The 26,979-nt window shown below is 70.3% G+C and carries 23 protein-coding genes and 1 pseudogene; 21 read left to right on the top strand and 3 right to left on the bottom strand.

Translation table 11 applies throughout. The annotated features are described in order from the left end of the window. The first annotated feature begins 1,119 nt into the window (after window positions 1-1,119). Genes OCT49_RS34775 through OCT49_RS34760 form a run of 4 tightly spaced genes read left to right on the top strand, consistent with a single transcriptional unit; the run spans window position 1,120 to window position 3,458 of the window. Window positions 1,120-1,260, top strand: a complete 141-nt coding sequence (locus OCT49_RS34775; RefSeq protein WP_283856147.1) for a hypothetical protein — start codon at window positions 1,120-1,122, stop codon at window positions 1,258-1,260. Further along, entirely contained in the window at window positions 1,257-2,096 is an 840-nt protein-coding gene (locus OCT49_RS34770) for a tyrosine-type recombinase/integrase (protein ID WP_283856146.1), read from the top strand. Before OCT49_RS34775 ends, OCT49_RS34770 begins: the two co-directional genes overlap by 4 nt. Then, window positions 2,060-2,506: a recombinase family protein gene (locus tag OCT49_RS34765; RefSeq protein WP_283856145.1), complete on the top strand. Its 447-nt coding sequence runs from the start codon at window positions 2,060-2,062 to the stop codon at window positions 2,504-2,506. Before OCT49_RS34770 ends, OCT49_RS34765 begins: the two co-directional genes overlap by 37 nt. 55 nt (window positions 2,507-2,561) lie before the next feature. After that, window positions 2,562-3,458, top strand: a complete 897-nt coding sequence (locus OCT49_RS34760; protein WP_283856144.1) for an aminoglycoside phosphotransferase family protein — start codon at window positions 2,562-2,564, stop codon at window positions 3,456-3,458. A gap of 229 nt (window positions 3,459-3,687) precedes the next feature. Here the strand turns inward: OCT49_RS34760 and OCT49_RS34755 are convergent, their stop codons facing one another. Beyond that, window positions 3,688-4,044 (bottom strand): hypothetical protein, encoded by a 357-nt coding sequence (locus OCT49_RS34755; protein ID WP_283856143.1) that lies wholly within the window; start codon window positions 4,042-4,044, stop codon window positions 3,688-3,690. 578 nt (window positions 4,045-4,622) lie between these two features. Between OCT49_RS34755 and OCT49_RS34750 the strand changes: the two genes are divergently transcribed. Genes OCT49_RS34750 through OCT49_RS34740 form a run of 3 tightly spaced genes read left to right on the top strand, consistent with a single transcriptional unit; the run spans window position 4,623 to window position 8,260 of the window. Then, window positions 4,623-5,918 carry a glutamine synthetase family protein gene (locus tag OCT49_RS34750; protein WP_283856142.1) on the top strand — a complete coding sequence of 432 codons (1,296 nt, stop codon included), beginning with the start codon at window positions 4,623-4,625 and terminating at the stop codon, window positions 5,916-5,918. Next, on the top strand, window positions 5,908-7,047 hold the full coding sequence (locus OCT49_RS34745; protein ID WP_283856141.1) for an amidohydrolase family protein: 1,140 nt from the start codon (window positions 5,908-5,910) through the stop codon (window positions 7,045-7,047). Before OCT49_RS34750 ends, OCT49_RS34745 begins: the two co-directional genes overlap by 11 nt. Then, window positions 7,040-8,260: a M20 metallopeptidase family protein gene (locus tag OCT49_RS34740; protein ID WP_283856140.1), complete on the top strand. Its 1,221-nt coding sequence runs from the start codon at window positions 7,040-7,042 to the stop codon at window positions 8,258-8,260. Before OCT49_RS34745 ends, OCT49_RS34740 begins: the two co-directional genes overlap by 8 nt. 199 nt (window positions 8,261-8,459) lie before the next feature. Here OCT49_RS34740 and OCT49_RS34735 read toward each other — a convergent pair whose 3' ends face one another. After that, complete coding sequence (locus OCT49_RS34735; protein WP_283856139.1) at window positions 8,460-9,317, bottom strand: MurR/RpiR family transcriptional regulator; 858 nt, start codon at window positions 9,315-9,317, stop codon at window positions 8,460-8,462. 230 nt (window positions 9,318-9,547) lie between these two features. Further along, window positions 9,548-10,825 (bottom strand): ornithine--oxo-acid transaminase, encoded by a 1,278-nt coding sequence (gene rocD, locus OCT49_RS34730; protein ID WP_283856138.1) that lies wholly within the window; start codon window positions 10,823-10,825, stop codon window positions 9,548-9,550. Window positions 10,826-11,182: 357 nt separating this feature from the next. On the opposite strand from rocD, the gene OCT49_RS34725 reads away from it, so the two are divergent. The 14 genes and pseudogenes from OCT49_RS34725 to OCT49_RS34660 all read left to right on the top strand — a co-directional run bounded on the left by OCT49_RS34725 (window position 11,183) and on the right by OCT49_RS34660 (window position 26,979). Further along, on the top strand, window positions 11,183-12,529 hold the full coding sequence (locus OCT49_RS34725) for a M20 family metallopeptidase (RefSeq protein ID WP_283856137.1): 1,347 nt from the start codon (window positions 11,183-11,185) through the stop codon (window positions 12,527-12,529). A gap of 297 nt (window positions 12,530-12,826) precedes the next feature. Beyond that, window positions 12,827-14,272, top strand: a complete 1,446-nt coding sequence (locus tag OCT49_RS34720; RefSeq protein WP_283856136.1) for a purine-cytosine permease family protein — start codon at window positions 12,827-12,829, stop codon at window positions 14,270-14,272. 722 nt (window positions 14,273-14,994) lie between these two features. Then, window positions 14,995-15,975 (top strand): NAD(P)/FAD-dependent oxidoreductase, encoded by a 981-nt coding sequence (locus OCT49_RS34715; RefSeq protein WP_283856135.1) that lies wholly within the window; start codon window positions 14,995-14,997, stop codon window positions 15,973-15,975. 81 nt (window positions 15,976-16,056) lie between these two features. Next, window positions 16,057-16,416: a thioredoxin gene (gene trxA / locus OCT49_RS34710; RefSeq protein WP_283856134.1), complete on the top strand. Its 360-nt coding sequence runs from the start codon at window positions 16,057-16,059 to the stop codon at window positions 16,414-16,416. Then, window positions 16,413-17,138, top strand: coding sequence for an MFS transporter (locus OCT49_RS34705; RefSeq protein ID WP_283856133.1), 726 nt, complete (start codon window positions 16,413-16,415; stop codon window positions 17,136-17,138). Before trxA ends, OCT49_RS34705 begins: the two co-directional genes overlap by 4 nt. Then, window positions 17,135-18,610, top strand: coding sequence for a M28 family peptidase (locus OCT49_RS34700; RefSeq protein ID WP_283856132.1), 1,476 nt, complete (start codon window positions 17,135-17,137; stop codon window positions 18,608-18,610). The genes OCT49_RS34705 and OCT49_RS34700 overlap by 4 nt, the downstream gene beginning before the upstream one ends. A 442-nt stretch (window positions 18,611-19,052) precedes the next feature. Beyond that, window positions 19,053-19,979 carry a GNAT family N-acetyltransferase gene (locus OCT49_RS34695; protein WP_283856131.1) on the top strand — a complete coding sequence of 309 codons (927 nt, stop codon included), beginning with the start codon at window positions 19,053-19,055 and terminating at the stop codon, window positions 19,977-19,979. Window positions 19,980-20,339: 360 nt separating this feature from the next. Then, window positions 20,340-20,855, top strand: a complete 516-nt coding sequence (locus OCT49_RS34690; RefSeq protein WP_283856130.1) for a GNAT family N-acetyltransferase — start codon at window positions 20,340-20,342, stop codon at window positions 20,853-20,855. Window positions 20,856-21,029: 174 nt separating this feature from the next. Beyond that, a pseudogene (locus tag OCT49_RS39935) lies at window positions 21,030-21,326 on the top strand (IS5/IS1182 family transposase); the annotation flags it as partial. Beyond that, on the top strand, window positions 21,323-21,718 hold the full coding sequence (locus tag OCT49_RS34680) for a hypothetical protein (RefSeq protein ID WP_283856128.1): 396 nt from the start codon (window positions 21,323-21,325) through the stop codon (window positions 21,716-21,718). The pseudogene OCT49_RS39935 and the gene OCT49_RS34680, both read left to right, overlap by 4 nt. 561 nt (window positions 21,719-22,279) lie before the next feature. Further along, entirely contained in the window at window positions 22,280-23,422 is a 1,143-nt protein-coding gene (locus OCT49_RS34675) for a polyprenyl synthetase family protein (protein ID WP_283856127.1), read from the top strand. Continuing rightward, a complete protein-coding gene (gene crtI, locus OCT49_RS34670) occupies window positions 23,419-24,990 on the top strand; it encodes a phytoene desaturase family protein (protein ID WP_283856126.1) in 1,572 nt (523 codons plus the stop codon). Before OCT49_RS34675 ends, crtI begins: the two co-directional genes overlap by 4 nt. After that, window positions 24,977-25,972 (top strand): phytoene/squalene synthase family protein, encoded by a 996-nt coding sequence (locus OCT49_RS34665; RefSeq protein ID WP_283856125.1) that lies wholly within the window; start codon window positions 24,977-24,979, stop codon window positions 25,970-25,972. Before crtI ends, OCT49_RS34665 begins: the two co-directional genes overlap by 14 nt. After that, window positions 25,969-26,979 carry a Rieske (2Fe-2S) protein gene (locus OCT49_RS34660; RefSeq protein ID WP_283856124.1) on the top strand — a complete coding sequence of 337 codons (1,011 nt, stop codon included), beginning with the start codon at window positions 25,969-25,971 and terminating at the stop codon, window positions 26,977-26,979. The genes OCT49_RS34665 and OCT49_RS34660 overlap by 4 nt, the downstream gene beginning before the upstream one ends.

Below are 26,979 nucleotides of genomic sequence, written 5' to 3'. Positions count from 1 at the left end.
GCAAAATGAATGAATCCACTGCTCCGGCCCTGCCCCCATGAGGCCGCACGAAGCGGCCGGCTCATGGATCAATGCCCTCCGCACACCGAATCCCGCGGAAGTCGAAAGTGCCCGCTGGATGGAAGGGCGCTGGCCACCGGAACGGCCGTGGATTGGCTGAATTGGTTGAGCGAACCGGCCGATACCTGAGAAGCAGCAGGCACGTTACGTAGTCGTGTTCGGCGTTACCTCCGGCAAAAACCCGCCATTACCCATTTCCGAAAAATCCCCCATGTCGCCCCCTGGTCAAGATGACAAAAACAGTCCGGGGAATCACTTTTCCGTGCAATCGCAGCACCCTGTCGTCAAGAAAGCGAGTGACGGGAATTCTTGACAAGGAATTCACAAACGTGCCCAGAAGCGGGAGGCGAGATGGAAGCCCTTCCGGTCCGAGGCATCGACTCCGGACCGGATGTACAGCATTCGCTCCACCCCGCAGCACGACCGCCGAAGACGGTGCGGGTACTGACTCGGTACTGACTTCGCGCAGACTCACGCAGCGTCGGAAACCGATGCGGGCTCACCCGGCCGCCGCCCACCGCGAGTCCCGACCTGATTGGCGGTCAATCGGCCCGACGAACCGCGCGCCCTGCGGGAATACGGTGCCGCCGATGCTCTGACGACCTGCCGGCGACGGACTCCTCGTCAAGCCCCGCGCACGTACAAGCCGCAGGCAAGCACGGACAGTTCGAGCCGCCCCACGCCGCGTCGGCGCTCCGCCCACGCGCTTGCCTGCTTCGAGGATGCGTTCAAGCAACCTGGCCGTTATCTGAACGCGTCCGAGGCCTGGCAGCCCGGACTGGAGGTGGAGTATGCCCGCGAAAACCTGGAGGAGGCCATGCTGCACCTCCCTCACGGTGCCCAGCATGATCTCGGCCGGTTGATTGCTCGCATCAACGACGAGTTTGAGCGTCGCACTTGCCGGGTCCTGGGTCGGTGAGCGATTGGAGGGAGGGCGGCTGGTGGTGGTCAAGGATCCGTGAACGCTGACGATGCTCACGAACCCTCATGGGTCCTGATCAGCTCGTGCCGGCCTGTTGTTCTGCGCGGGCGCGGACGGTGGCGAGGCGATAGGAGTCCGTGCCGGTGACATCCCAGTTGCGGGTGATCAAGGACGGTGCCGTCCTGCTGGAGCCGGTGACCGCCGACCCGTGGGAATTCCAGGCCGAGTGGGTCGAGGCGTTCGTCGCCTCGTGGGGGCCCGCGGGTTCAGCCCGGTGACGGTCGAAAACGACATTGGGCTACTGGAACGGACGCTGACTGCGCTGGGGCGGCCCGCGTGGGACCTCACCCCGGAGGACATCGACCGCGTCGTGGGCGACCTGGCCCTCGGCGGGCGGACGGCATCGAGCCGGCACGAGTATGTGCAGACCTTCAAGGGCTTTCATCGGTTCCTGCAGGTCCGCAAGGCCGTTGAGATTGAAGCGGGGGTCGGTGTCCGCCCGGTCTGCCCGGCGGACGAGTTCAATGCCTCGCGGCATGTCGGGGACGATTCCCCGGCTCAGCTGCCGCCGCCGACCCCGGAACGGGCGGCGGAGTTCTTCGACTTCCTCAAGGCCCGGATCGCCACTGCCCGCAAGTACGGGCCCGCGGCCAGGGACTACGCAATGTTCCGGACCCTGTATCACGTCGGCCTGCGCTCGGAAGAAATCTCCCTGTTGGAGCGTCCCGACGTCCACTTCTCGCGGGGCCCGTTCGGGAAACTCCACGTCCGTTTTGGCAAAGGCGCCCGCACTTCCGGCCCCAGGCCGCGCTGGGTACCCATGCTGGACAGCCTCGACCTCCTCCTGCCCTGGTTCCTCGACGATGTGCGGGGCAAGTTCCCCGACTCACCGGTGCTGTTCGCGGACGAGTCCGGCGGCAGCCTGCACCGCGGGACAATCCGCAACCGCCTGCGCTATCTGATGGAACTCGAAGGACGCCCGGCCGCCGACCGGTTCAGCCCGCATGCCCTGCGGCGGGCCTGCGCGAGCGCGGCATCGGCTTGCACGTCATCGAGCAGGGCATCGACACCTCCACCATGGAGGGCCGCGCCATGTTCGGCATGCTCAGTGTGATGGCCGAGCTCCAGCGGGAGCTCATCGTGGCCAATACGAATGACGGGCTCGCCTCCGCGCGGGCCCGAGGCCACGTCGGCGGGGACCGCCGCACTCACCAAGGCCGGGTACCGGCAACAGGTCGCCTACCAATCCGCCGGCAGTTTCTGGACCCTTCAATGGGTCGAGACCGGGCTCTGCCTCGGCCTCGCCCTGACGGGGTTCTGCGCCTGGTGGATCCGCCGCCGACTGACCTGACGGACGCCAGTCCCACTACAGGAGTAGCCGCGCGGGGCAGCCGACACCTGGCTGCCCCGCGCAGTAGTGACGGGCTACTGACCACTCCACCGGGCCTACGGCACGTTTCCGGCGTATTCCGGCTGCCCTCCAACGTGCGACCCGCACTCCCCGGGTGGCAATGGGTGTCCTGACAACGGTCCTCAGCTGAGAGAACCGGTTCCTTCCGCCTCAGTACTGTGACTTCACATGACCGACACCGAGATCGAGATCACCGCAGACCTGGTCCGCGACCTGCTGCAGGAGCAACACCCAGACCTTGCAGGGCTGACCATCCGGGAGGTGGCGGGCGGCTGGGGCAACCAAATGTGGCGCCTCGGGGACGAGTTGGCTGTGCGCATGCAGCGCATGGACCCCACTCCGGAGCTCCAGCTCAAGGAGCGGCGGTGGCTCCCGGTGCTGGCCCCGCGCTTGCCGCTCCCGGTACCGCTCCCGGTGCGGTTCGGTGACCCGTCCGAGCGCTTTCCCAAGCACTGGACCGTGATGACGTGGGTTCCCGGTGAGCCGCTGGACCACGGCTCGATCAGCCGCGGCGCCCACGCGGCCGACACCCTGGCGGGTTTCCTCCGGGCGCTCCATGTGGAGGCGCCCGCCGAGGCGCCGATCTCTACGGACTTCGGCTCCCATCCCAGGAACTGCACGGACGCCTTCGAGAACTTCTTCCAGGCCGTTGTCCCCGACGGCATCGCTGCTGACGTCCGAGCCGTCTGGGACGATGCCGTTGCGGCCGACGCGTGGGAGGGCCCGCCGGTGTGGGCACACGGCGACCTCCATCCCGCGAACGTCGTCGTCTCGGACGGAACGCTCTCGGGCATAGTCGACTTCGGTTGCATGTTCGCCGGCGATCCGGCGTGGGATCTCGCCGCCGCGTGGGTGCTGCTGCCCGCGGCTACGGCCTCACGGTTTTTCGACATGTACGCGCTTGCGGACGAGGCGGCGATCCGGCGCGCCCGCGGGCTGGCCGCGATGAAGAGCCTCTTCCTGATGCTCATGGGGCAGAACGGGGATCGGGGTCTTCCCGGCGGCAAGCCGCACTGGGGACCTGCAGGCCGGGCGGCACTTGATCGTGTTCTGAAGGGCGTGTGAGACACGCTTCTGTAAACCTGTTCTCGATCGCGGTCGAGGGCCATGCGGCAGCCCACCTTCGTGGGTTCATCGATCACCACGCATGGGGGGATGCCAAGGCCCACGGCCGTATGCTGTCCGTGGCCCCGCTCGAGTCGGCTGAGCTTCTCCTCGGCGCCGGCCAGGCTGATCTGGAGCCCCTCGACCTCGCCGAGCCGGCCTTCCGTCTCGGCTTCGGCGCTTCGGGTGATCAAGTTGTCGCGGACCTCGGCAGGCCGAGTCCGATGCTGTGCAAAAGGGTCTGCTGGTCGGGGTGGAGGGTCTGCCAGTTCCGGTGCCGGGTGTTGATCCACCGGCGTAGCGGTGGGGTGAGTGCTCTGCCGTTCAGGAGACGAACTCGGGTGTACATCCGTTGCCGGCTGATGTGCCGGGGCGGGTTCCAGTACGGGGCGAGGGTGTGCAGTACCTGGGCGCGGTCGGCGGGCAGCCGGTTCGAGGCTGCCCGTTGGCGCTGCTGGTCGAGCCAGGAGTCCGGCCCATGGCCGTTGTGGAAGGTGTTCGCGGGTTCGGTGAGGGGGGCCGTGCTGGGCAGCGTACGCGCGGGCATGGGCGAGATTGCGATCGAAGGTGTCCTGCTGGGTGACGCGGTGGGGCCGTGCGATGCGGGCGATGCCGATGTCGATCCCGAGGGCCGTGGTGCGCGGGTCGAAGGAGGTCGGCCGGTCGAAGGCCGTCGGCGAGCCCCCAGTTCGTTGAAGGCCCTCAGGTTCTCGTCGAGGGGCCGGCCCTGCTCGTTGCCGACCTTCACGGACGGCCGGACGGCCTTCGGCAGCTTGCGTTTGGTGAGGCGTTCCGCCTCGGCCAGGTTCTGAACGGCACTCGGGTCGTCATGGTTCGTTCCCTTCGCCTGTCCGCCCGGTGGTCCGTGCGGGGAGGCGTGCCCGGTGTTGGTGGGCGGGGCCACACTCGGGGCGGGTGTGTGACCGTGGGGCGAAATATAACTTACGGCAATAGTTGAATATTAAGTTTCCGAAATGTCGGCTCCGGACAGCTGCTGAAATGCCAGTTGCGTGTCATGCGCTCTTGACCATGGATGAAATATTTGTAACTCTCTGAGTCCCGCGGCCCTCCCGCGCCCTTGTGGGACCTGCGGCACGGAGGCGCGGCCCGACCGAAGAGGTAGACATGAGTTCTTCATCCACGGTGTTCGTGGCGACCAACGACCTGTCCGGCTTCACCCGGGGGCGTGCCGCACCGGGCAACGCGGCCGAGGGGGTGCTGCGCCGCGGAGTGGGGTGGGTTCCGGCCGATCTCGCGGTGACGGCCTTCGGGGAGATCGCTCCGAACCCGTTCGGCGCGACGGGCGACCTGAAGCTGCTGCCGGCGGAGTCCACCGGCGTCGACATCCCCGCCCGTGGTGATGTGCCGGGTGTGCGTCTGTATCTCGCCGACCAGGTGCTGCCGGACGGTACCCCATGGGACAACTGCCCGCGGACCTTCGCCCGCAGGGCGCTCGACGACCTCCGGCGTGTCACCGGGCTCGAGGTGGTGGCCACCTTCGAGCACGAGTTCATGCTTCCCGGACTCGACGGCAGCGCCCCGTTCTCCTTCGAGCGGTTCCGGTCCGCCGAGCCGTTCGGCAGCGAACTGGTGGCGCTGCTGGACCGGATGGGACTCGAACCGGAGACATGGCTGCCGGAGTTCGGCGCCGGCCAGTTCGAGATCACCCTGCGCCCGTCCGACGGCCTGACCGCCGCGGACCGCGCGGTCATCCTGCGGGAGGTGGTCCGCGACCTCGCGTCCCGGCACGGACACCGGGCCACGTTCGCGCCGCTGCTGCACCCCGACGGCAGCGGCAACGGCGTGCACGTCCACCTCTCCCTGCGCGACGCGCAGACCGGACGCCCGGTCCTCCACGACGAACAGCGCCCCGGCGAGCTCTCCGAGTTGGGCGGCCGGTTCGGCGCGGGCATCCTCCGGCACGCTCGCGCGCTGCTCTCGTTCACGGCGGGCAGCCCCAGCTCGTACCTGCGTCTGGCGCCCCGGCGCTGGAGCTCCGCAGGGGTCTTCCTGGCCGAACGCAACCGGGAGGCCCTGCTGCGGATCTGCCCGACGAGCAGCCTGGGCGGCGGTGTCACGGCCGACCAGTTCAACCTGGAGTACCGCGCCGCGGACGCGACCGCCAACCCGTGGCTGGTCCTCGGCGTACTGGTGCGGGCCGGTCTGCAGGGGCTGGAGGCGGACTACGGGCAGCCGCAGGTGTGGCCGGAGGAGGCCGGGGAAGCGGACCTCGCGGATGTCCCCTCCCTGCCCCGCGGAGTGGAGGAAGCCCTGCTCGAACTCGACAAGGACGACGTGGTGTCCGGCTGGTTCTCCGACGACCTGCTGGAGACCCACCGCTCGGTGAAACGGACGGAGCTGGCAGCGGTCTCCGGTCTGGACGAGCTCGCCGTGTGCGGACGGGTCGCCGATGTCTACTGAACTTCGCCGCCATATCGCCACGCTGCCGCTGGTCGACCACCATGTGCACGCCCCGCTCGCCGCGACGGTGAGCCGAGGCCGGTTCGAGACGATGATCACCGAGTCCGACCGTCCGATCCCGGCAGGGGTCACCCAGTTCGACTCCCAGATCGGGTTCGCGATCCGACGACACTGCGCACCGCTGCTCGGCCTGCCCGCCCACGCGCCGGCGGACGCGTACTGGAACGCGCGCCGTGAGCGCACCCCGGAGGAGCTGTCGGACCTCTTCCTGACCGAGGCCCGTGCCTCCGACTGGCTGCTGGACACCGGTTTCAAGAGCGACGAGCTGTTGCCGACGGAGACGCTCGCCGCCCGCATACCCGCCCGCTTCTCGGAGATCGTGCGCCTGGAGACCGTCCTGGAGAAGATCGCCGCCACGAGCAGCGCCGCGAGCCTCGCCGACGACTTCCGGGCGGCGCTGGCCGAAGCCACCGTGTCGGCGGTCGGCCTGAAGTCGATCATCGCCTACCGGTACGGCTTCGACTTCGACCCCGCCCGCCCCTCCGCCCAGGAGGTGGAACGGGCGGCCGGCGCCTGGCTGCGCGAGCCGGCGACGGCCACCCACGCCCGCGTGAGTGACCCGGTGCTGCTGCGGATGGTCCTGTGGGCGGGCGTGGACACCGGCCTCCCCCTGCAACTGCACGCCGGATACGGCGACCCCGACCTGGACCTGCGGCGGTGCGACCCGCTTTTGCTGATGCCCTGGCTCAAGGAGATCGAGGGCGCCGGAACCGATGTCGTACTGCTGCACTGCTATCCGTATCAACGCAACGCGGGGTTCCTCGCGCAGGTGTTTCCGCACGTCTATTTCGACGTCGGTCTCGGGGTGAACTACACCGGTGCCGCCTCCACCGCCGTCGTCGCCGAAAGCCTCGAACTGGCCCCCTTCACCAAGGTGCTGTACTCCTCCGACGCCTGGGGGCCGCCCGAGCTGCACCACCTGGGCGCCGTGCTCTGGCGGCGCGGAATGGCCCGGGCGCTCGGCGACTGGGTGGAGGAGGGCGAGTGGGCCGAGGACGAGGCCATCCGCGTCGCCACGATGATCGGGCGTACCAACGCGCAGCGCCTCTACGGACTGACCCGTGACTGACCTCGCCCTTCACGAAGCCCTGTGGGCAGCCCTGGACCGGCACCTGCCCGCCGCATTCGACCTCAGACGCCGGCTGCACCGCGAGCCCGACCTGTCCGGGGACGAGGCGTCGACCCGGGACACGGTGCTGGCCGCGCTGCCGGGGGCCGGCGCGGCGACGAAGACGGCCGACACCGGTGCCGTACTGAGGATCGGCGGGCCGGGACCGGCGATCGGCGTGCGCGGGGAGATGGACGCGCTGCCCGTCACCGAGGACACCGGTGTGGACTGGGCTTCGGCCCGGCCGGGTGTCATGCACGCGTGCGGTCATGACACCCACCTCGCCGCACTCGTCGCCGTGGCGGGAGCCCTGGCGGAGACCGGGCCTCCCGTACCCCTGCTCGCGGTGCTGCAACCGCGCGAGGAGACGTACCCGTCCGGGGCGCGGGACATCGTCGCCGACGGTCTCGTCGAGTCCGAGCAGTGCGTCGCCATGGTGGGTGCGCATGTCCAGCCCCTGCTCGCCCCCGGCGAGGTGGCGTGTACGCCGGGGGGCGTCAACGGTTCCTCCGACGAGTTCGAGATCGTCGTGCGGGGCAGGCCCGGACATGCGGCGTATCCCCATCTGACGGACGACGCGCTGCTGGCGATGTCCGAGATCGTCGTCGCGCTGCAGAGCGTGGTGAGCCGGTCCGTCGACCCGATGATGCCCGCCGTGCTGGGAGTGTCGTCGTTCTCGGCGGGCAACGCCGCGAACGTGATCGCCGGCTCGGCGCGTGCGACCGGCACCGTACGGGCGCTGGCGTCCTCGACCCGGGAGCTGGTCCACCGCAGGATCACGGAGGTCGCCGAGTCCGTCGCCCGGGCCCACGCCTGCACGGCATCGGTGACCATCACCCGCGGGGAACCCGTGCTCGACAACGACCCGGCGCTGGTCCGGAGCATCGCGCACGAGCTGGACCGCAGAGGGCTCGCCGTCTCCGGGGACCTGCGCTCCCTGGGCTCGGACGACTTCTCGTACTTCTGCGAACGGGTGCCCTCGGTCATGCTGTTCGTCGGCACAAGGACGTCCGAGCCGTTGCACTCCTCCCGCTTCCTGCCCGATGACGAGGACGTACGTGTCCTTGCCGCAGCCCTGCTGGCCGGCTACCTGGGAACGGTTGCCGCCATGGAGAGTCCCGCCGGTGTTTCCGGCGCCCCCGGTGTTCGGGGAACAACGGACGGACGGCCGTGACAGTCCGGGCAGCCCGTCAACTCCACGGCCCGGGGCCGGCCACCGCTGCTTCGCGGGGCCGGCCCCGGGCCGCTCGGGGAGCCGGGCGACTTCACGGAGCACGGGGCCGGCGGCCGGGCGCGCGCTGCCCTGGAGGGCGGGTTCGGGGTCCGGGAAGAGGAAACGCATGGCCCCGGACGGGATGTCCGGGGCCATGCGTTCAGGCGTGCTCGGTGGCCGCCTCGAAGCGTTCCATCCGCTCCCGGCCCGCGCGGCCCGCGGCGTCCGTCACGGCGGCCACCAGGCTCTCGCTCAGTGCCATCGCACCCACGAGGGAATCGAACGGCGAGGCGGACTCCACCCGTGCGGGGAGGACCACCTTGGCGACCTTGGCGATGGGGGAGAGCCAGTTGTCCGTCATCAGGCACACGGTGGCGCCCCGGGCGGCCATCTCCTCGCTGAAACGGAGGCTGGACTCGCTGTAGCGGCGGAAGTCGAGCATCAGCAGGACCGTGCCGGTGCCGGCGTCGGCGAGTGCCCTGCGGCGCTGCATTTCCTCGGGGCCGACCACGTCGACGTCCTCGCGCAGCTGCCACAGGTGGATGACCAGGTACTCGGCCAGCAGCCGGCTGAACCGGCCCCCGGTCACCCGTACACTTCGCGCCGGGTCGGCGAGGAGCTTGACGAGGGTGGCGAACTCCGACTCCGGCAGCTCCGCATAGGTGGCGTCCAGCAACTGTGCGAAGGCGTGGTGCGTTTCCGGAAGCACGCCCTTCGCGGAGGTCGAGGCCTTCTCGGCGTACTGCTTCAGAGGGGAGCCCGACTCCCCGTTCAACTCGTGGACGAGGCAACGCTGGAAGGCCGGGAATCCGGTGAAGCCGAGCCGAGTGACGAAACGGACCACCGTCGCCGAACTGACCCCCGCACCGACGGCCAGATCCGCGACGGTGGTCAGGCCGGCCGTGGGGTACTGGGCCAACACCGCCCGGGCGACCTTGCGTTCACCATTGCTCAGGCCGTCCATGGCGGAGAGCAGCAGCTTCCGAACCGATGCGTGACCTCCCGGTATCGTCTCCATCTTTCAAGGCTACCAAGACGGGGCGCGCACTGAAACATCTGTTACATCAGGCCGCCGCACGAGACCGGAACGGGCCCAGGAGACTGTACGGGGCGGAAACGGAACGGCGCACGAGCCGTCCCGGACGTCTGCCCGGAACAACGCGGCGGGCACGCGGGGCGCGACCGCGGGCCCGGCCCGTTGCGTGGGGGACACCACGCCCCCACGCAACGGTCCGGGCCGACGCGTGGTCAGCTCCGCGCATCGTCGAGGACGCCGGCCAGGGCGTCCACGAGCAGGTCGATCTCGTCCTCGGTCGCCACCAGCGGAGGGGCGAACCGTACGGTCGACCCGTGGGTGTCCTTGGCCAGCACGCCTCGCCGCATGAGGCCCTCGCAGGCCTCGCGTCCGGTCATCAGCGCGGGGTCGATGTCGACCCCGGCCCACAACCCCCTGACCCGTACCGCCAGCACTCCGGCACCGACCAGTTTCCGCAGGCGGGTCTCCAGTCGCTCGCCCAGGAAGCGGGCGCGTTCCTGGTACTCGCCCGTCGACAGCATGGCCACCACCTCATGGCCGATCGCGGCCGCCAGCGGGTTCCCGCCGAACGTCGAGCCGTGGGTACCGGGGGTGATGACACCGAGCACGTCGTCGTCGGCGGCCACGGCGGAGACCGGGTAGAGACCGCCGCCCAGGGCCTTGCCGAGCACGTAGACGTCCGGGACCACGCCCTCGTGGTCGCAGGCGAAGGTACGGCCGGTGCGGGCCAGGCCGGACTGGATCTCGTCGGCCACCATCAGCACGTTGCGGCGCGTGCACAGCTCGCGCAGCTCCTTCAGGAATCCGGGCGGCGGGACCACCACCCCGCCCTCGCCCTGCACGGGTTCGAAGAGGACGGCGACCACCGTGTCGTCGATCGCGTCGGCGACCGCCCGGACGTCGCCGTACGGCACCCGCAAGAACCCGGGCGTGAACGGCCCGTAGTGGTCGGTGGCGACCGGGTCGTCGGAGAAGCTGACGACCGTGGTCGTCCGCCCGTGGAAGTTGCCGCTCATCGTGATGACGGTGGCCCGGCCGGCCTCCACGCCCTTCACGGTGTAGCCCCACTTGCGGCTCACCTTGATGGCCGTCTCGACCGCCTCGGCGCCGCTGTTCATCGGCAGGACGCGGTCCTTCCCGGTGAGCCGGGCGAGCGCCTCGGCGAACGGGCCGAGCCGGTCGTTGTAGAAGGCCCGGCTGGTCAGGGCGAGCCGGTCGAGCTGCTCGTGGGCGCGCTGGACCAGGCGCGGCGGGCGGTGGCCGAAGTTCAGGGCGGAGTAACCCGCCAGGCAGTCGAGGTATCGGCGTCCGTCCACGTCGGTCACCCAGGCGCCGTCCCCGGAGGAGAGAACGACGGGCAGCGGATGGTAGTTGCGCGCCGCGAAGCGCTCCGTCTGCTCGACATGCTCCCGGGCGCCGTGCGGAGGAGCCTGTGCGAACGTCCGTCCCCCGTCTTCGACGCTTCCGCGGCCCTCATCGTTCTGGTTCATCCCAGTCCACGCCTTCCTGGCCGCCCGGCGTTCGGGCGTCCGAAATCTCGGATACACATGCTTCACTTAACGCCTAACATGAAAAATTCATTTCATCAAGGGTGGGGCAGGGGCGGGGAGGGCGCGAAGGGGTCTGCTGTGGTTCCGGAGGTCCAGGTGCGGCTTCGATGTGACTCCGCGTGCGAAGTTCGGTGTCTCCGTGCGCGGTTCGTCCGCGATCTCGATGTGTAACGCATATTTCGAGATTGGCTATTGACGCGTGAATCCAATCGCCTGTTTCATTCTGGCCAAGCGGCGAGGCCCGGTACCGAGACGGTGACGGGCACCGCACCATCCGAGTGCGCCAGTGGAGGCGTGATGAGCTCGCCCGAAGAAACTTCCCAGCTGAACCGCTTGATGTCCGTCGTTGACGGGCTGCGCGACGAGATGACGGCGACCCTGCAGGACCTGGTCCGGATCCCGTCCGTGAGCCCGAAATATCCAGGAATCGAGTACCGGGAACATGTCGGCCGGGAAGGTGAGGCCACCGCGCTGCTCACCGGCCTTTACCGCCGCGCCGGGGCATCCGTGGATGTCTTCGCCGTGGAGGAGGGACGCGACAACGCCGTCGGCCGGATCGCCGGCAAGAGCGGGGGGAACTCACTGATCTTCAACGGTCATGTGGACGTCGTCCCTGGTGGAGACCCCGCCGAGTGGGCCAAGGCCCCGCCCTTCTCCGGCGAGGTGATCGGTTCGCGGATGTACGGCCGCGGGACCACCGACCAGAAGTCCGGGCTCGTCGCCCAGGCCTATGCCGCGATCGCCCTGCGCGAGGCCGGCATCGAGCTGGGCGGCGAGCTGCAATTGCAGTGCGTGGTGGGCGAGGAGACCGGTGATCACGCCTGCGGGACGGGCGCGGTGGTCGAGCGCGGGTACGTCGCGGATGCCGCGGTCGTCTCGGAGCCGAGCGCGCCGCCCACACCGCTGTCGATCGTGGTCGGCAGCCCCGGACTGCTGTGGTTCTCGGTCACGGTCGAGGGCAAGAAGGTGCACGGCTCCATGCGGGGCACCACCATCCACCCCACCCAGTCCGGCGACTCGATCGGCGTGAACGCCATCGACAAGGTCTTCCTCCTCTACCAGGCGCTGCGGGCGCTCGAGGACGAATGGGCCCACACCCAGCGGCACGACCTCTGGTACAACGGCCACTTCTCCTTGCTGCCCGGTGCCATGCGCGGCGGCCCCGGCGAACTGACCGTCCCGTTCGCCCTGTCCGACTCGGCCACCATCGAGTACGGGGTCATGTACCACCCCGAGCGCTCCGCCGACGACGTGATGGCCGAGATCCAGGCCGTCATCGACCGTGCGGCGGACGCCGACCCGTGGCTCCGCCGCCACCGCCCGCGCTGTGAGTGGAAGCTCAACTGGGACCCGTTCCTCACCTCGCCCGACGACACCATCAGCCAGGCCGTCGCCGGTGCGTACCGGACCGCGGCCCAGGGCACCGACTTCTCCGACCAGCCCTCCTACACCGGGCTCTACGGTGTGTGCGACGCGACCGTGTTCACCCGGACCGGTGTGCCGTCCGTCGTCTTCGGCCCCGGTGACCTGCGCGTCGCCCACGGCAATGACGAGTACGTCGACCTCGACGAGGTCTGGCTCGCGGCCCGCACCTACGCCGTGCTCGCCACCCGGTGGTGCGGCACCGCTTCCGCCGCGTCCTGACCCGAGCGCCCCTTTCCCTCGCCGGGCGGCATGCCCGCTCGTGCGCGGTGCCTCTTTTCCTCGGGCGGGCGGTGTCTCCGCCCGCCCGAGGCACTTCCCCTCCTCGCCCGGCCGTGTCCGCATCCATGCCCGTGCCCGTGTGAGGCACTGCGGACGGGCGGTGTCCGGCTCCTGCGCCCGGCTCCTGTGTCCGGCGCCGAGGCGAACAGCCCACTCCCCTGAGGCGCCGCTCGCCGCCCCCTCTCTGTCCTTCTCCTCTTACCTCCGTCTTCCCCCTCGCCCGGATCAGAGGCTCTCATGACCACTGACATTCCCCGCAGACCAGGCCCTGAAGGCAACACACCGGAGTCCTACCGCCAGCCGACGGGAGTGGAGCAGTACGGCGTCGAACCCGTGCCGGACGACCAGCGGACCGTGCGCTGGTACGACCTGTTCCAGATCATCTTCAACGTGATGCTCAACCCCGGCCTGATCCTCATGGGAGGACTCGCGATCCTGACGGGGCTCTCGTTCTGGGCTGCGGTCACCGCCCAAGTACTGGGCATCCTCATCGCCTTCATCGCCTACACCGTCATGGCCACGGTCGGCGTCGACTACGGCCTGCCCGGAATCGTGGCGACCCGGGCATTCCTCGGCATCGAGGCCTCCCGCTGGATCGTCTCCGTACTGCGCACCATCAGTTCGGCCTTCTGGTTCGCCTTCCAGACCCTGGCCGGCGCCATGGGCATCCTGGCCGTCATCGATGCCTGGCTCGGGGTGAAGCTGTCGCTCATCGGCGTCAGCATCGTCTTCGCGGTGCTCCAGGCATCCGTCGCCCTCTTCGGATACAAGTTCCTCAAGGGGCTGTCGCAGATCGCCTTCCCGGTCAAACTCGTGATTCTCGGGTACCTCTTCTGGCTGATGGCCACCCACCAGGCGCCGGGATTCGCACCCGGTGAGGTCTTCTCCTACTCCGGTTCGGTCGGCTGGAAATGGGCGGTGTTCGCGGCATGGGTGAACGCCATCGCGGCGGCGTGGTTCAGCCAGGTGACGGACGCGGCCGACTACTGCCGCTACTCCAAGTCCCGCAAGGACATGTGGACCGGCACCATGGCCGCCGCGCTGATCGGAACGGTCGGAGCCACCGTCTTCGGCGCCTACGCAGCCGCCGCGACCGGCGGCAGGACGGCGAACGCCTTCGAGGTGATCCCCGGCCTCGGTGTCGGCTCGGTCACGCTGGCCCTCGTCCTGATCGTGCTGGTCCTCGACAACTGGACGATCAACGTGATGAACGTCTACACGGGCGGCCTGGCGCTGGCCAACCTCGCCACCCGGCTGGGGCGTTTCTGGTCGACCCTGGTGGTCGCCGCTGTGGGGACGGCGCTGGCCGCCTTCCCCTCGCTCATCGACCAGTTCAGCGACTACATGTCAGTCATGGGCAACTTCTTCGCCCCCATCATCGGCGTGGTCCTGGCCGACTACGTCTTCATCAAGCGGGGCCGCATCGACGTACCGGCCCTCTTCGACCCGCACGGTCCCTACCGCTACACCGGCGGCGTGAACGTCCTCGCCATCGGCTGGGCGGTGATCGGCGCCGCCGTCTTCTTCGCCGTGCCCGAATCAGCGATGCCGATTCCCCTTGTGGCGCTCGGCAGTGGGGTCGGCTACGTGTTCACGGTCAGGATGCGCTCGTCATGGCGGGGCGACTCCATGGCCCACGCGAACGCACCCGGTGAACGCGCGCAGCCCGCGGTCAAGGCCTGACCGGCCGGCGAGCTCGATTCGGCCCCGACCCTTGGTGACGGACCCTCCCCGGCCCCGCAGGCCGCGGGCTGGGCTCCGTCACCAAGGCGTTGGGGCCGGGGCGGTACGAGTGCGGTCGGTCCGGGCGGTCCGAGTGCGGCAGGGGGAGTGGCCGGTCGCGGACGCGGCGCGGCGGGCGAGGTTTCTGCCGTGCAGGTCCTTTTCCAGTGGCCCCGGCCCGAATCCGCCGTGCACCTTTCGGGACAGCGGGCTCTCCAGTGGTTACCGCGTGATTCCGGGGCCGGCCGACCTCGATCTTTCGTGACGGTCCGCCGGTTTCTCCGGCAGGCCGTTTCGGCGGTGCGGGCTGGTGGTGGGGATGCTGACGGCCCGGCTGTCGCGTCGGGTGGGCGCCGGGTCCACGGCTCCGGGGGAGTGCTTCGGGTTCGTCGGCATCGGTGAACCGGAACTGGGCATCGGGGCAAGGGGGTTCCTTGACCGGCGAACAGCCGACGCGGCCAGTGGCGCGGTCGCCCACCGCATCGTTCACCTCGGCCGGCGCCGACAGGGACACACCGCGCCAAGCACGCACGCGCCTGGGGCGGGGGCCCACCCGGGCCGGCATGGCGGCGATGGGTGATTGGCCGTCCATATCTCCGCTCCACCTCTCGCGTCCCGGAAATGGCAACAAAGGTTGTCGTTCCAGCGCCCGGCGCGCACTGTTGGGGCAGGAGGTTGTTCTCATGATCGAAACGACGAACGGCAAGAACAGCAGGGCGCGGCACGGTGACGTCGACGAGGTCCACGACGTGGTGGTGGTCGGCGCCGGAGCGGCTGGACTCAACGCCGCCCTGCTCCTGGGCCGCGCTCGCCGCAAGGTGGTGGTGATCGACGCCGGCGAGCCGCGCGACGCGCCCGCCGCGCACATGCACGGCTTCCTGTCCCGCGACGGCCTGCCGCCCGCGACCCTGCTCGAGCTCGGGCGGGCCGAGATCGACCGCTACGGTGTCCAGCTCATCCACGGGCGGGTGGAGCGGATCGACCACGGCTACTACGTCCGCATGGCCGACGGGACAGTGCTCAAGGCCCGCCGCGTCCTGATCGCGACCGGGCTGCGCGACGAACTGCCCGACATCCCCGGCGTCCGCGAACGATGGGGCAAGGACCTGCTGCACTGCCCGTACTGTCACGCCCACGAAGTCCGCGACCAGCCCCTCGCCGTCCTCGGCACCCACCCGGGAGCGGTTCACCAGGCGCTGCTCCTGCGTCAGTGGAGCGACGACGTCGTCCTCCTCCCGCACACCCTGGAGCTGACCGCGCAGGACCGGGAACAGCTGGAGGCGCGCGGTCTTCACCTGCTGGAGGGGGAGATCAAGCACCTCGTCGTCGACGGTGACCGGCTCCGCGGAATCGAACTCGCCGACGGCCGCGTCGTGCCCCGTACCGCCGCCTTCCTCTTCCCCCGCCCTGTCCCGCACGACGCACTGCTGACCCACCTGGGCTGCGACAAGGACGACGCCGGCTGGGTCACCACCGACCGCACCGGCCGCACGAGCGTCGCGGGCGTCTGGGCCGCCGGCAACGTCGTCGACCCACGGGACCAGGCCATCGCCGCAGCCGGCATGGGGTCCGCAGCCGCCTTCGCCATCAACACCGACCTGCTGGACGAGGACGTCGACCGCGCCGTCGAGCAGCACCGCCACGCGGCAGCTGTCACCCGATAGCCCACAGCACGGCGACGCCAGACCGCACACTCCCAGACGTCAGACCTCACATTCCCCCTTGTACAAGTCAGGAGCCCCCGTATGACCGCGCACGCCCCCCGCCCGGTGGACAGCGTCACCGAGCAGACGTACACCGCACGCGTCCTCCAGGCGGAGCGACCCGTCCTCGTCCAGTTCTGGGCCACTTGGTGCCACCCGTGCCGGATGGTCACCCCCATCGTGGAGCAGTTGGCCGCCGAACAGTCCGACCGGCTCGACGTCGTCAAGGTCGACCTGGACGAGGAGCCCGGGCTGGCCGCCCAGCTCGGCATCACCTCCGTGCCCGCCTTCGTCGTCTACTCGGGCGGTCGGCCCGTGGGCTCGTGGGTCGGTGCGGCGCCCAAGCACGCCCTGGAGAAGAAGCTCGCCTCGATCCTGCGGGCCGGGAGCGACGGCTGGTGAGAGCCGCAGCCGAACAGGCCGCACCGCGGGCGCAAGTCACCCGCGGGCGGCTGCCGTTCGGCGTCCATCTGCTCGCCTTCTGCCTGTTCGCCATGGGCAGCGCGGAGTTCCTGGTCGCCGGAGTGCTGCCGGCGATCGCGGACGACCTGCACATCACCTTGTCATCCGCCGGCGCCCTGATCTCGGCGTTCGCCATCGGCGTCGTCATGGGCGGGCCTCCGCCGGCCATCCTGACCCTGCACTGGCCGCGACGAACCACGCTCATCGCCACCCAGGCCATCTTCGCCGTATCCGTGGCAGCCGGTCTTCTCACCGACAGCTACACGGTGCTGATTGTCACCCGCTTCCTCTGCGGTCTCGCCCATGCCGGATTCTTTGCGGTTTCGACGGTCACCGCGATCAGCCTGGTCACACCCGACCGCACCGCCCGTGCCTCCGGTGTCGTCGTCAGCGGGCTCAGCCTCGCGATGACCGCGGGCGGACCGGCCGGCGCGCTGATCAGCCACTTCACGGGATGGCGGGGCGGATTCCGGGTAGTGGTCGTCCTCACGGTCCTCGGCGCGCTCTCCGTGCGCGGGACGCGCCGACCCTCGCCGGGGCCACCACCACCTCCGCGTTCCAGCTCGGCATCGGCCTGGCCTCCGCCCTGCGGGCCTCCGGCGCACTCACCACGTCGCTCTCCAGCGCGGTCTACGAACGACTGCCCAACGACACCGACTTGACGATCTTCGACGAAGCCGGCATGCGGGGTCTCAACTTCGCCTTCATGGACGGCTCCGCGCACTACCACACCGAGCACGACAGCATCTCCCGACTCGACCGCGCGAGCGTGCAGGACATGGGGGACGCGGCACTGGCGGCGGCCCGCCGGCTCGGCGGGGCGGACCTCTCGCAGAACGGTACGGACGCCACGTACTTCTCGCTGTTCGGCACCATCGTGTCGTACCCGGCATGGCTGACCCCGTCGCTCGCCGTGATGGTCGTCCTGGGCATGTTCCTGCTGCTGTGGTTCGGCCGATGCCGCGGGCTGTCCCCCGGCGGGGCCGGACGGGCCGCCGCGACCTTCCCGCTCACCCTGATCGGCGCGGCGGCCATCGGCCTGGCCGGGTGGTGGGTGCTGAGTCGGGTCCGACCGGACTTCGCCCTCACCGAGGGCAGTGTCCACCACGGCGGCCGGTATTTGCTGGGCGGCGCGTTGCTGCTCCTGGTGCTGCTCGTCGCCTGGTACCGCTGGGCCCGCCGCAAGGCGTCACCGTTGGACATCGCGGTGGGTGTGCTCGGATGGTTCGCGCTGCTCGCCGTGGTCTGCGCGGTGCTGCTGCCCGAGGGCGCCTACCTCTTCACCTGGCCGGCGCTGATCGGACCGGCGGTTGTTGCCATGACGCTGCGGTTCACGGCTGAGCAATCGCCGTGGCGGGCAGTGGCCGTGACGGCGACCGCCGTACCGGCCGTGGCACTTCTCCTGCCGGTCGTGCTCCTGCTGCTGCCTGCCTTCGGGCTGTCGTCCACCGCGGCGCCCCTGGTCCTCGCGGCGCTGCTCGGAGCCTTGCTGCTGAGCCTCCTGGAGCTGCTTCCCTCGCGCAGGACGGTCACCGCCGGGATGCTCGCGGTGGCGGTGGCAGGGGTGGGCACGCTGGTCGTGGGTACGGCCCTCGACGGCTACGACGCCGACGAGCCTCGGCCGGTCAGCCTCGGATATGCCTTGGAGTCCGATACGGGCAAGGCCACGTGGGTCAGCCTCGGCGACACCTCCCAGCCCGACATCGGTGAGCTGCTCACCGGTGAGCCGGCCCGTTATGACGACCGCATCCCCCGCTGGGCGGCACCGCACTCGCGAACGGAGTGGCCAAGGCCGCCCCCCTGGATGCCCCGCGTGCCAAGAACGCCTCGGCCACCGAGGCCGACGGTATCCGCACGATCCGGGTCCGTATCCAGGCCCTTGCCAACGCCCACAGCATCGACATCCACGCCGGCACCGGCGCTCACCAGATCCTCGATGCCACCGTGGAGGGCGCGAAGCTCACCGGCGGCCCCAAGCACTCGGAGAGCACCTGGGGTTGGAGCTTCACCTACGCCGCCCCGCCCACCGAAGGCATCGACGTCGTCATCCGCACCCGCGGCAAGGGCCCCCTGCCCCTCCGCGTGGTGTCCACAGCAGTCGGCCTGCCGGACGGAGTCGGCGCGCCCGCCCTGACCGCAGACCGGAGTTGGGCAACCTGGCCGTCGGTCGCCGGTCGGACCTTCGTCGTACGGACCTTCCGGTTCTGACCTTCCGGTTCCGACCGCATGCCGACGTCGGCTGAGAACGGGACCGGCCCGGCCGGTTGAAAAGTGACATGGTGATGGGGTTGGTCCCGGTTTCAGCCGTTGCCGTTGTCCTTGTCATCGGTGGTGGGGGCCCATCCGATTTCTCGCCCCTTCATGCGGTGGGAGTCGCCCTTGGGGAGCGGACCTCCGCGTGATGGTGAGCCGGCCGGGGCCGGCCTCCATCCACCCGTTTCGACCTGGCCGGCCCCGTACAGCTCGGGGCGGGGACGCGGGAGGGGTGCGCTGCCGCTTCACGTGCCACCCTGCTAAAGTAGCCGCATACCGTACCTCTTGACGGCCTCCTGTATCTCTCCATTCAGAGGTTTGCCATGCCGTCCTCACTGAAGGTGCGCCCCTTCCACCGCGACGATCGCGACCAGGTGACAGAACTGGTCAACGCTCATGTCGCCGCCGTCGTCCCCGGCCTCTCCGTCTCCGTGAACACGGTGCTGAGCCAACTGCAACGACGTCCCCAGGAGTTCATCCTCGACCCCTGGGTCGCCGAGCGCGTCACACTCGTCGCCGAGCAGCGGCAGCACGTCGTCGCCGCCGCCCACCTGCTGCGCTACCGTGCCGATGCTGCGACCGGTGCGGACTACCGCAACGCGGGCGTGATCGAGTGGTTCGTCTTCCGGCCCCCGGCCTCCTTCTGGCCGGACTCCGAGCGGGCGGCCGACCTTCTCATGGCCGCCTGTCTCGCGCAGTTGACGCGCTGGGACGTGTCACGACGCCACGCCGACGGACAGCTCCCGGCGCCCGGAATCTGCGGTGTCCCGGACCAGTGGGAGCACATCCGTGCCTCCTACCGGAGGGCCGGATTCACCCCGACCGGCCCCACAGAGGTCCTGCTGATTGCCCCAGTGGCCGACCTGAGAAGGTCGGCCGGGGCAGCGGTGCCGGGCTCGGACATCCATCGCACCCTGGGCGAGTGCGGAACCCGATTCTCCGCCCGGCTGGGCGACGAGGTCATCGGATACGTCGAGGTGGACACGTCTTTGGACCGCCCCGAACGATACGCACGCAATGGAGGACTGGCAGACCTGGCCGGCCTGCATGTCACCGAGCCCTACCAGGGCTCAGGGCTGGAGGAACAGCTCCTCGCGCACGCCGCGCAGTGGCTGCAGTTGGCCGGCGTCGACCGGCTGCTGGCTTACGCCACCGCGGACGACATCGAGGAGACCGAACAACTGGGCCGTCACGGCTTCCAGGAACTGTCCCGCATGGAGCGTGGATGGGAGCACCGGGCCGTACGTTGACTCAGCCCCGGACGAGGCAACGCTGTCACCAGTTGCCTCGTCCGGGAGGTCAAAACGCCCCCTGCCTCCGGTATTTCAACACCAAGATGAAACGGAAGCAGCCGTCCCGGTCGACCAGGAACTCCAGGCCGCGATCCGAGAACAGCAACGAGACGTCCTCACCCGTTGGCCAGGGGGCTCCGGTTCTCCTCCCGGGGCCGCTCGCGAACGTTGCCGGGACCTTCCGGATCGCGGGCGGCAGCCATCGTCGAAAGCTCAAGAGCCGGCAGGCCACCTGCGACGTCCCCCCGAACTCGGAAACCGTTTCTGATCCTGACGCAGCCGATCGGGTTTCCCTGAACGCTCCTATACTTGGCCCCCATGATCCGCCCTGCTGTTTCCAGAGACGCACGGGCCATCGGGGACCTGAAAGTCCGCGCATGGCAAGAGGCTTATGCAGGATTCATGAGCCGGGACTTCCTCCATGGGCTCGACCCAGTGAGGGAGGCCGACGAGTGGGCCGAGTATCTGGCCGAGATCCCGGATGAGCACCGTCTGTGGATCGCCCAGGAGTCCGATGTCGTAGTCGGGTTCTGCCGCACAGGGCCGGCCGACCGGGACCAGGATCCGGATCTCGGCCCTCGCGCTGCCGAGGTCTACGGTCTGTACATCGATCCGGATCGCATCGGCACTGGGCTGGGCAGGCAGCTCTTTGCATACGCGGTAAGCGATCTTGAGACGCGAGGCTACGGCCCGTTGTGCGTGTACGCGTACGTTCCCAACACTCCGGCGCTTCGCTTCTATGAACGAGCGGGATTCCGGCCCGATGACACCACTCGCACAGATGAAGAAGGTGGCATCGAGCTCCTTGAAACGCGGCTGGTGAAGGTGAGCTGAGATCTGAGTTTCTTGCTTACTTTTGGGCTGCTGAGAGTGGTTCAAGCGGCTTGTGTGAGGCCCTCGGGGCGAGTCCGGCTTGCGCATGCGGAGGGGCTTGCGGGTGAGAAGGCGGGTCATCAGCGTGGCCGCGGCCCAGGCGATGAGGGTTTCGGAGTGCTGGACGAGCCGTTCGTAGTCGGCCAAGGCTTCAAAAACCAGGTCGTCGCACCCGGTGCCGGCCTGGGCATCGACATCGAGATCGTCGCCCGCGACCCGCAGCTCAAGGGGTTCGTGCCGCAGCCGAAGCAGTGAAGGGCCGAGCAGACCTACGGGATCCTGATACTGCACCGGCGCCTGGTCCGCGACCACGAACACCACCCCTCCTCCTTCGCCTCACGCGTCTACTGGGCGATGACCCATGTCATGACCCGCCGGCTCACCGGCGCGAACGCCCCCACCTGGCGCAAGGCGCTGAGGGGCGCAGCGTGAACATCCAGCCGTTGCTCGAAGCCCTGGAACTGCAGGAACAAGCTGCCCGGGCCGTGGCGGACGGCCTCCGTGAACAGATCGACGGCCTGCGGAACCGGCTACGGGATGCCGAGACCCACCTGGAGCGTCTCGCGATCAGCCGCACGACCGTCACCGGCATCGCCGACCGACTGCCCGCCGCACCGGACCTGCCCGAGCACCCGGACCACCCCCGCATCCTCGCCGTCTTCAATCACCCGACCGGCCCCCTACGGGCCAGGGACGTCTGCCAAGCCTTGGGGCACGAACTGCTGCCGAAGAACGCCGAAGGGGCCCGTGCCAAGCTGAAACGCCTGGTCAAGCTCGGGATTCTCATCGAAGCCGACACCGGAAACTTCGCCGGAAGGCCGTAGTCGACATAGCCGTTCAGCGGCCTTGCCCAGCCTCGAGCAGAAACGGACATCACCTTACGAACCATCCACTCAACGTCGTCGGCATGGCTCAGTACGCCGACGCCGTCCGGACGCCGGCCAAGCCCTGCAACGTCGGGCGGCGCCCAGGTGAACCGCATGAGCGACCTGTGCGCCCCGTGCGTCCACCGGCCGGGCGACCGCGCCGGCGAGCACGCGTGCCCGTACACCGCCGGTCACCGGGTCTTCCTCCACCGACGCCGGGGCCTGCCGGCCGGCCACCAGTGCGTCGCCCGGCCGGTGCGGCAGTCGGACCGGCCCACCGACCTCGCGGACGTGTGCGGACAGGAACGCGGGCGGGGCGGCGCACCACCAGTCGATCCCGCCCGTTGCGCCGCTGAGGTGAGCTCGGTCTGTGTCGGGTGCCGGACGGGCAAGGAATCAGTGCATCCGCGACAGGACACCGGGCGGAAACGGTGCCGTGCATCCGCGACGGGACACCCGGCGGAAACAGTGCCGTGCGGATGGACCAAGAGCGAGAACAAGAGCGAGAAGGGGTTGTGCATGCCTGGACTGCCACCGATGGCGGCCCCACCGGCCGAACTCGTCGACAACCCTCTCACCGCGATCGACGCAGCGAACGCCGTCGGCACAGTCCTCGAGCGGGTACTCGACGAACGACTGCGTCACTCCCGTACCGTCGACGCCGTCTTCGCCCTGGAACTGGCCGACCGCCTGGCCACGCTGGCCGTGCGGGGAGGCAAACGCGTGCGCACCGCGTTCGCCCACTGCGGCTGGCGCGCCGCAGGCGGCTCGGGAGACACCACAGCCGTCCTGCGCACGGGAGCCGCCCTCGAACTGCTCCAGGCATGCGCCCTCGTCCACGACGACGTGATGGACGGATCCGCACAACGACGAGGCGCCCCGGCCCTGCACGTACACTTCGCGCGCGTGCACCGGGCGAGGGGCATGCACGGCCGAGCGGAGTCGTTCGGCACGTCGGCCGCCGTGCTCGCCGGTGACCTGGCGCTGGCGTGGGCGGACGACCTGCTGACGGAGACGGCACTCGGCACGCCGCACGGCTCGCGCCTGCACGAGGAGTGGCGGGCGATGCGCACCGAGATGGTCGCCGGACAGTACCGCGATCTGCACGCCCAGGCCGCCCGGTCCTCCGGTGTCGACGAGGCGTTGACCATCGCCACGCTGAAGAGCGCCCTGTACACCGTCGCCCGGCCGCTCACGCTGGGCGCTCTGCTGGCCGGCGCCGACGGGCCCGTGCTGGACGCGCTGCGGGCCGCCGGCCGGTGCGCCGGGCTGGCCTTCCAGCTCCGTGACGACCTCCTCGGCGCCTTCGGCGACCCGGCGCTGACCGGCAAGCCGGCCGACGACGACCTGCGCTCCCGCAAGCTCACCTACCTCCTCGCCGTCGCCGTCCGGCTCGCCGACGCCGCCGGTGATCACCGGGCTGCCACGGCGCTGGCTCCGGAGACGGACCCGAAGTCCGGGAAGGCCGTACGGCAGGTGCGGTCCGCGCTGCAGCGCACCGGCGCCCGGGACCTGGTGGAGGCGAAGATCGAGGAGCTGACCGGCATGAGCCTCGCGCACTTCGAGCGCGCCGGCGCCCGCCCTGCGGTGCGGCACGAGTTCGCCGCGCTGGTCTCGCGCGCGACGGGTGTGGCCCGGCGCCGTACCGAGGAGGTCGCGTGAAGCGGGTGCCGGGGCCGACCGACCACGTCGTCGTGGTGGGTGCCGGGCTGTCCGGGCTGGCCTGTGCCCTGCACCTGCTGGGTGCGGGCCGCCGGGTCACCGTCGTCGAACGGGACGCCGGTCCCGGCGGCCGGGCCGGCCGGGTGCGCCTGGGCGGCTACGAACTGGACACCGGCCCCACGGTGCTGACCATGCCGCACCTGGCCGACGAGGCGTTCGCCGCCGTCGGGGACAGCCTCCACCGCCGCGTCGGGCTGACGGCCCTGGACCCGGCCTACCGGGCGTGCTTCGCGGACGGTTCCTCGCTCGACGTGCACACCGACGGCGAGGCGATGGAGGCGGAGGTACGGCGCTTCGCCGGACCGGCGCAGGCGGCCGGGTACCGCGACCTGCGGCAGTGGCTGGAACGCCTGTACCGGGTCCAGATGCGCCGTTTCATCGACACGAACTTCGACTCGCCCCTCCAACTGCTGCACCCGGATCTGGCCCGGCTGGTGGCGCTGGGCGGTTTCGGACGGCTGGACGGCCGCATCGGCCGCTTCCTCTCCGACGAGCGCCTGCGCCGGGTCTTCTCCTTCCAGGCGCTGTACGCCGGGGTGGCCCCGGCCCGAGCACTCGCGGCCTACGCCGTGATCGCCTACATGGACACCGTGGCCGGCGTCTGGTTCCCCGAGGGCGGAATGCACGCACTTCCCCGCGCCATGGCCGACGCGGCGGCGGAAGCCGGAGCCGATCTGCGCTGGAGTGCCGAAGTGCGCACGCTGGAGCGCTCCGCAGACCGGGTACGGGCCGTCCACCTGGCCTCCGGCGAGCGCATCCCCTGCGACGCGGTGGTGCTCACGTGCGAACTCCCCGCCGCCTACGGGCTGCTGGGGCGGGCGCCCCGGCGGCCGGCCCGGCTGCGTCACTCACCGTCCGCCGTGATCCTGCACGCGGGCACCGACCGCACCTGGCCGCACCTCGCTCACCACACCCTCTCCTTCGGCGCCGCCTGGCAGCGCACCTTCGACGAGCTGACCCGCACGGGCGAGCTGATGAGCGACCCCTCTCTGCTCATCACCCGTCCCACCGCACACGATCCCGCCCTGGCACCGCCGGGACGCCACCTCCACTACGTCCTCGCCCCCTGCCCGAACACAGCGGTCGGTCCCACGGCCACCGCGTGGCGGGGCCTCGGCCCGCGCTACCGCGACCGCCTCGTGGGCGAACTGGAGCGCCGGGGCCTGGACGGGTTCGCGGACAGCATCCAGGAAGAGCTTCTGGTGACACCGCTCGACTGGGCGAGGCAGGGCCACGCCGCCGGCAGCCCCTTCTCCGTCTCCCACACCTTCGCCCAGACCGGACCGTTCCGCCCGCGTAACCTCGTACGGGGACTGGACAACGTGGTGCTCGGCGGCTGCGGCACCACTCCGGGCGTCGGCGTACCGACCGTACTCATCAGCGGCAAACTCGCCGCCACGCGCATCACCGGCGCCACCGGCACCCGGTCCGCGCGGACGGCGCCGTCCTCGATCGCGACCGACGCATCCTCCGTTCCGGCCCCGGCAGGTGCTGATGTCCCGTCGTGAACTGGACGCCGCCGGGATCACCGATCCCGCACTGCGCGCCGCCTACACCCGGTGCCGACGGCTCAACGCCCGCCACGGCAGGACCTACTTCCTGGCCACCCGCCTGCTGCCCCTCGAACGCCGCTCCGCCGTGCACGCCCTGTACGGCTTCGCCCGCTGGGCGGACGACATCGTGGACGACCACGACCGCCATCGCGCGCCCGAGGAACGCGACCGGCTGCTGCGACGCCTGGAGAGCGAGCTGGCCGGCGGGCTGCGCGCCGGAGCGGGCGACGAACCGGTGGTCCGGGCCGTCGCGGACACCGCCGACCGCTACGACATCGATCACGCCCTCTTCGCCGACTTCCTGTCCTCGATGCGTGCCGACCTGACCGTCACCCACTACCCCACCTACGCAGATCTGCAGGGGTACGTGCACGGTTCGGCGGCGGTGATCGGCCTGCAGATGCTGCCGGTCCTCGGTACGGTCACGGCCCGGGAGGAGGCGGCACCGCACGCGGCGGCGCTCGGGGTGGCGTTTCAGCTCACCAACTTCCTGCGCGACGTGGGTGAGGATCTCGACCGGGGCCGCGTCTACCTGCCCGGCGATCTGCTGGCCGCGCACGATGTGGACCGGTCCCTGCTGGAGTGGAGCCGGCGCACCGGGCGGCGCGATCCCCGGATCCGCGCCGCCCTCGTCGCGGCGGAGGCCATGACGCGGGGCGTGTACCGGACGGCGGAGCCGGGCATCGCGATGCTCGATCCGCGGGCGCGTCCCTGCATCCGTGCCGCGTTCACCCTCTACGGCGGGATCCTCGACGCGATCGCCGAGCAGGACTACACCGTGCTGCATCGCCGCGCGGTGGTGTCGCGCCGGCGCCGGGCGGCAACGGCCGCGGCCGGGGCTCTGCGCGTGGCCGGTGCCCGGTGGCTCACTCGCCCCGCGCACCGGGCGGCCCCGGCGGGCGGTCCGGCAACCGGGGGGAAGGAGCCGGTGCGGTGAGTGGCCGAAGGGACGGCAAGCGCTGGTCGCCACCGTTGCGACGACGGAGATCCGGCCCGAACTGGGCGGATCAGCCACCGACTTGGCGCCGGGCGCGGCCGGCGCTCGTCGCCGACGCACTCGAGCGGGCGTCCGCCCGTCCGTCCGGCAACTGGTTCGTGGTCGGTGCCTCCCGGAACATGCGCGCGGACGATCGCCCGTACGGCCGGACGGTCGGTGGTGCGGAGGTCGTGCTGTGGCGCTCGGAGGACGGCGAGCCCCATGCCGGTCCGGGCGTCTGCCCGCACCTGGGCGCTCCTCTGCGCGACAGCCGGGTGGTGTGCGGCACGCTGGTCTGCCACTGGCACGGGCTCGCCCTGGACGGTTCTCCGTCCGTCGGCTGGCAGCCGTTTCCCGTGCACGACGACGGCGTACTCGTCTGGGTGCGACTGGACGCGGTGGGCGGCGAGGAGCCCACCGAGCGGCCTGTCGTGCCCGCCCGACCGGCGAGGGGCCGCGGGGTGGACGCGGTGTTCACGGCGGTGGGACGGTGCGAGCCGCAGGACGTGGTGGCCAACCGGCTCGATCCGTGGCACGGCTCGTGGTTCCACCCGCACTCGTTCGTCGACCTGTCGGTGGTGCGGGAGCCGCGGGGGGACGAGGACGATGCCTTCGTCGTCGATGTCTCCTTCCGGGTGGCCGGGCGGCTCGTGGTTCCGGTGAGGGCCGAGTTCACGGCGCCGGAGCCGCGCACGGTCGTCATGCGCATCACCGACGGCGAGGGCGCCACGTCCGTGGTCGAGACCCACGCGACGCCGCTGACCGGGCCCGGCCACGGGCGTCCGCGCACCGCCGTGGTCGAGGCGGTCGTCGCCGCGTCGGACCGGCCCGGCTTCGCCCTGGCGCGGGCCGCCGCCCCCGTGCTGCGCCCGCTGATGCGCCGTACGGCCGGCCGCCTGTGGCGTGACGACCTGGCCTACGCCGAACGGCGCTGGACGCTGCGCAGCACCGGACGGTTCCCCGGCTGA

The sequence above is a fragment of the Streptomyces sp. ML-6 genome, from assembly GCF_030116705.1.
Taxonomy (GTDB): domain Bacteria; phylum Actinomycetota; class Actinomycetes; order Streptomycetales; family Streptomycetaceae; genus Streptomyces.
This window is presented reverse-complemented; position numbering and strand designations above follow the sequence as displayed.

What these genes read in the sequence shown, in the direction of transcription:
- OCT49_RS34765 (WP_283856145.1), top strand. Translation starts at nt 2,060, where the DNA reads ATGGAGGGCCGCGCCATGTTCGGCATGCTCAGTGTGATGGCCGAGCTC.
- OCT49_RS34760 (WP_283856144.1), top strand. Translation starts at nt 2,562, where the DNA reads ATGACCGACACCGAGATCGAGATCACCGCAGACCTGGTCCGCGACCTG.
- OCT49_RS34755 (WP_283856143.1), bottom strand. Translation starts at nt 4,044, where the DNA reads ATGCCCGCGCGTACGCTGCCCAGCACGGCCCCCCTCACCGAACCCGCG.
- OCT49_RS34750 (WP_283856142.1), top strand. Translation starts at nt 4,623, where the DNA reads ATGAGTTCTTCATCCACGGTGTTCGTGGCGACCAACGACCTGTCCGGC.
- OCT49_RS34745 (WP_283856141.1), top strand. Translation starts at nt 5,908, where the DNA reads ATGTCTACTGAACTTCGCCGCCATATCGCCACGCTGCCGCTGGTCGAC.
- OCT49_RS34735 (WP_283856139.1), bottom strand. Translation starts at nt 9,317, where the DNA reads ATGGAGACGATACCGGGAGGTCACGCATCGGTTCGGAAGCTGCTGCTC.
- rocD (WP_283856138.1), bottom strand. Translation starts at nt 10,825, where the DNA reads ATGAACCAGAACGATGAGGGCCGCGGAAGCGTCGAAGACGGGGGACGG.
- OCT49_RS34725 (WP_283856137.1), top strand. Translation starts at nt 11,183, where the DNA reads ATGAGCTCGCCCGAAGAAACTTCCCAGCTGAACCGCTTGATGTCCGTC.
- OCT49_RS34720 (WP_283856136.1), top strand. Translation starts at nt 12,827, where the DNA reads ATGACCACTGACATTCCCCGCAGACCAGGCCCTGAAGGCAACACACCG.
- OCT49_RS34715 (WP_283856135.1), top strand. Translation starts at nt 14,995, where the DNA reads ATGATCGAAACGACGAACGGCAAGAACAGCAGGGCGCGGCACGGTGAC.
- trxA (WP_283856134.1), top strand. Translation starts at nt 16,057, where the DNA reads ATGACCGCGCACGCCCCCCGCCCGGTGGACAGCGTCACCGAGCAGACG.
- OCT49_RS34695 (WP_283856131.1), top strand. Translation starts at nt 19,053, where the DNA reads ATGCCGTCCTCACTGAAGGTGCGCCCCTTCCACCGCGACGATCGCGAC.
- OCT49_RS34690 (WP_283856130.1), top strand. Translation starts at nt 20,340, where the DNA reads ATGATCCGCCCTGCTGTTTCCAGAGACGCACGGGCCATCGGGGACCTG.
- OCT49_RS34675 (WP_283856127.1), top strand. Translation starts at nt 22,280, where the DNA reads ATGCCTGGACTGCCACCGATGGCGGCCCCACCGGCCGAACTCGTCGAC.
- OCT49_RS34665 (WP_283856125.1), top strand. Translation starts at nt 24,977, where the DNA reads ATGTCCCGTCGTGAACTGGACGCCGCCGGGATCACCGATCCCGCACTG.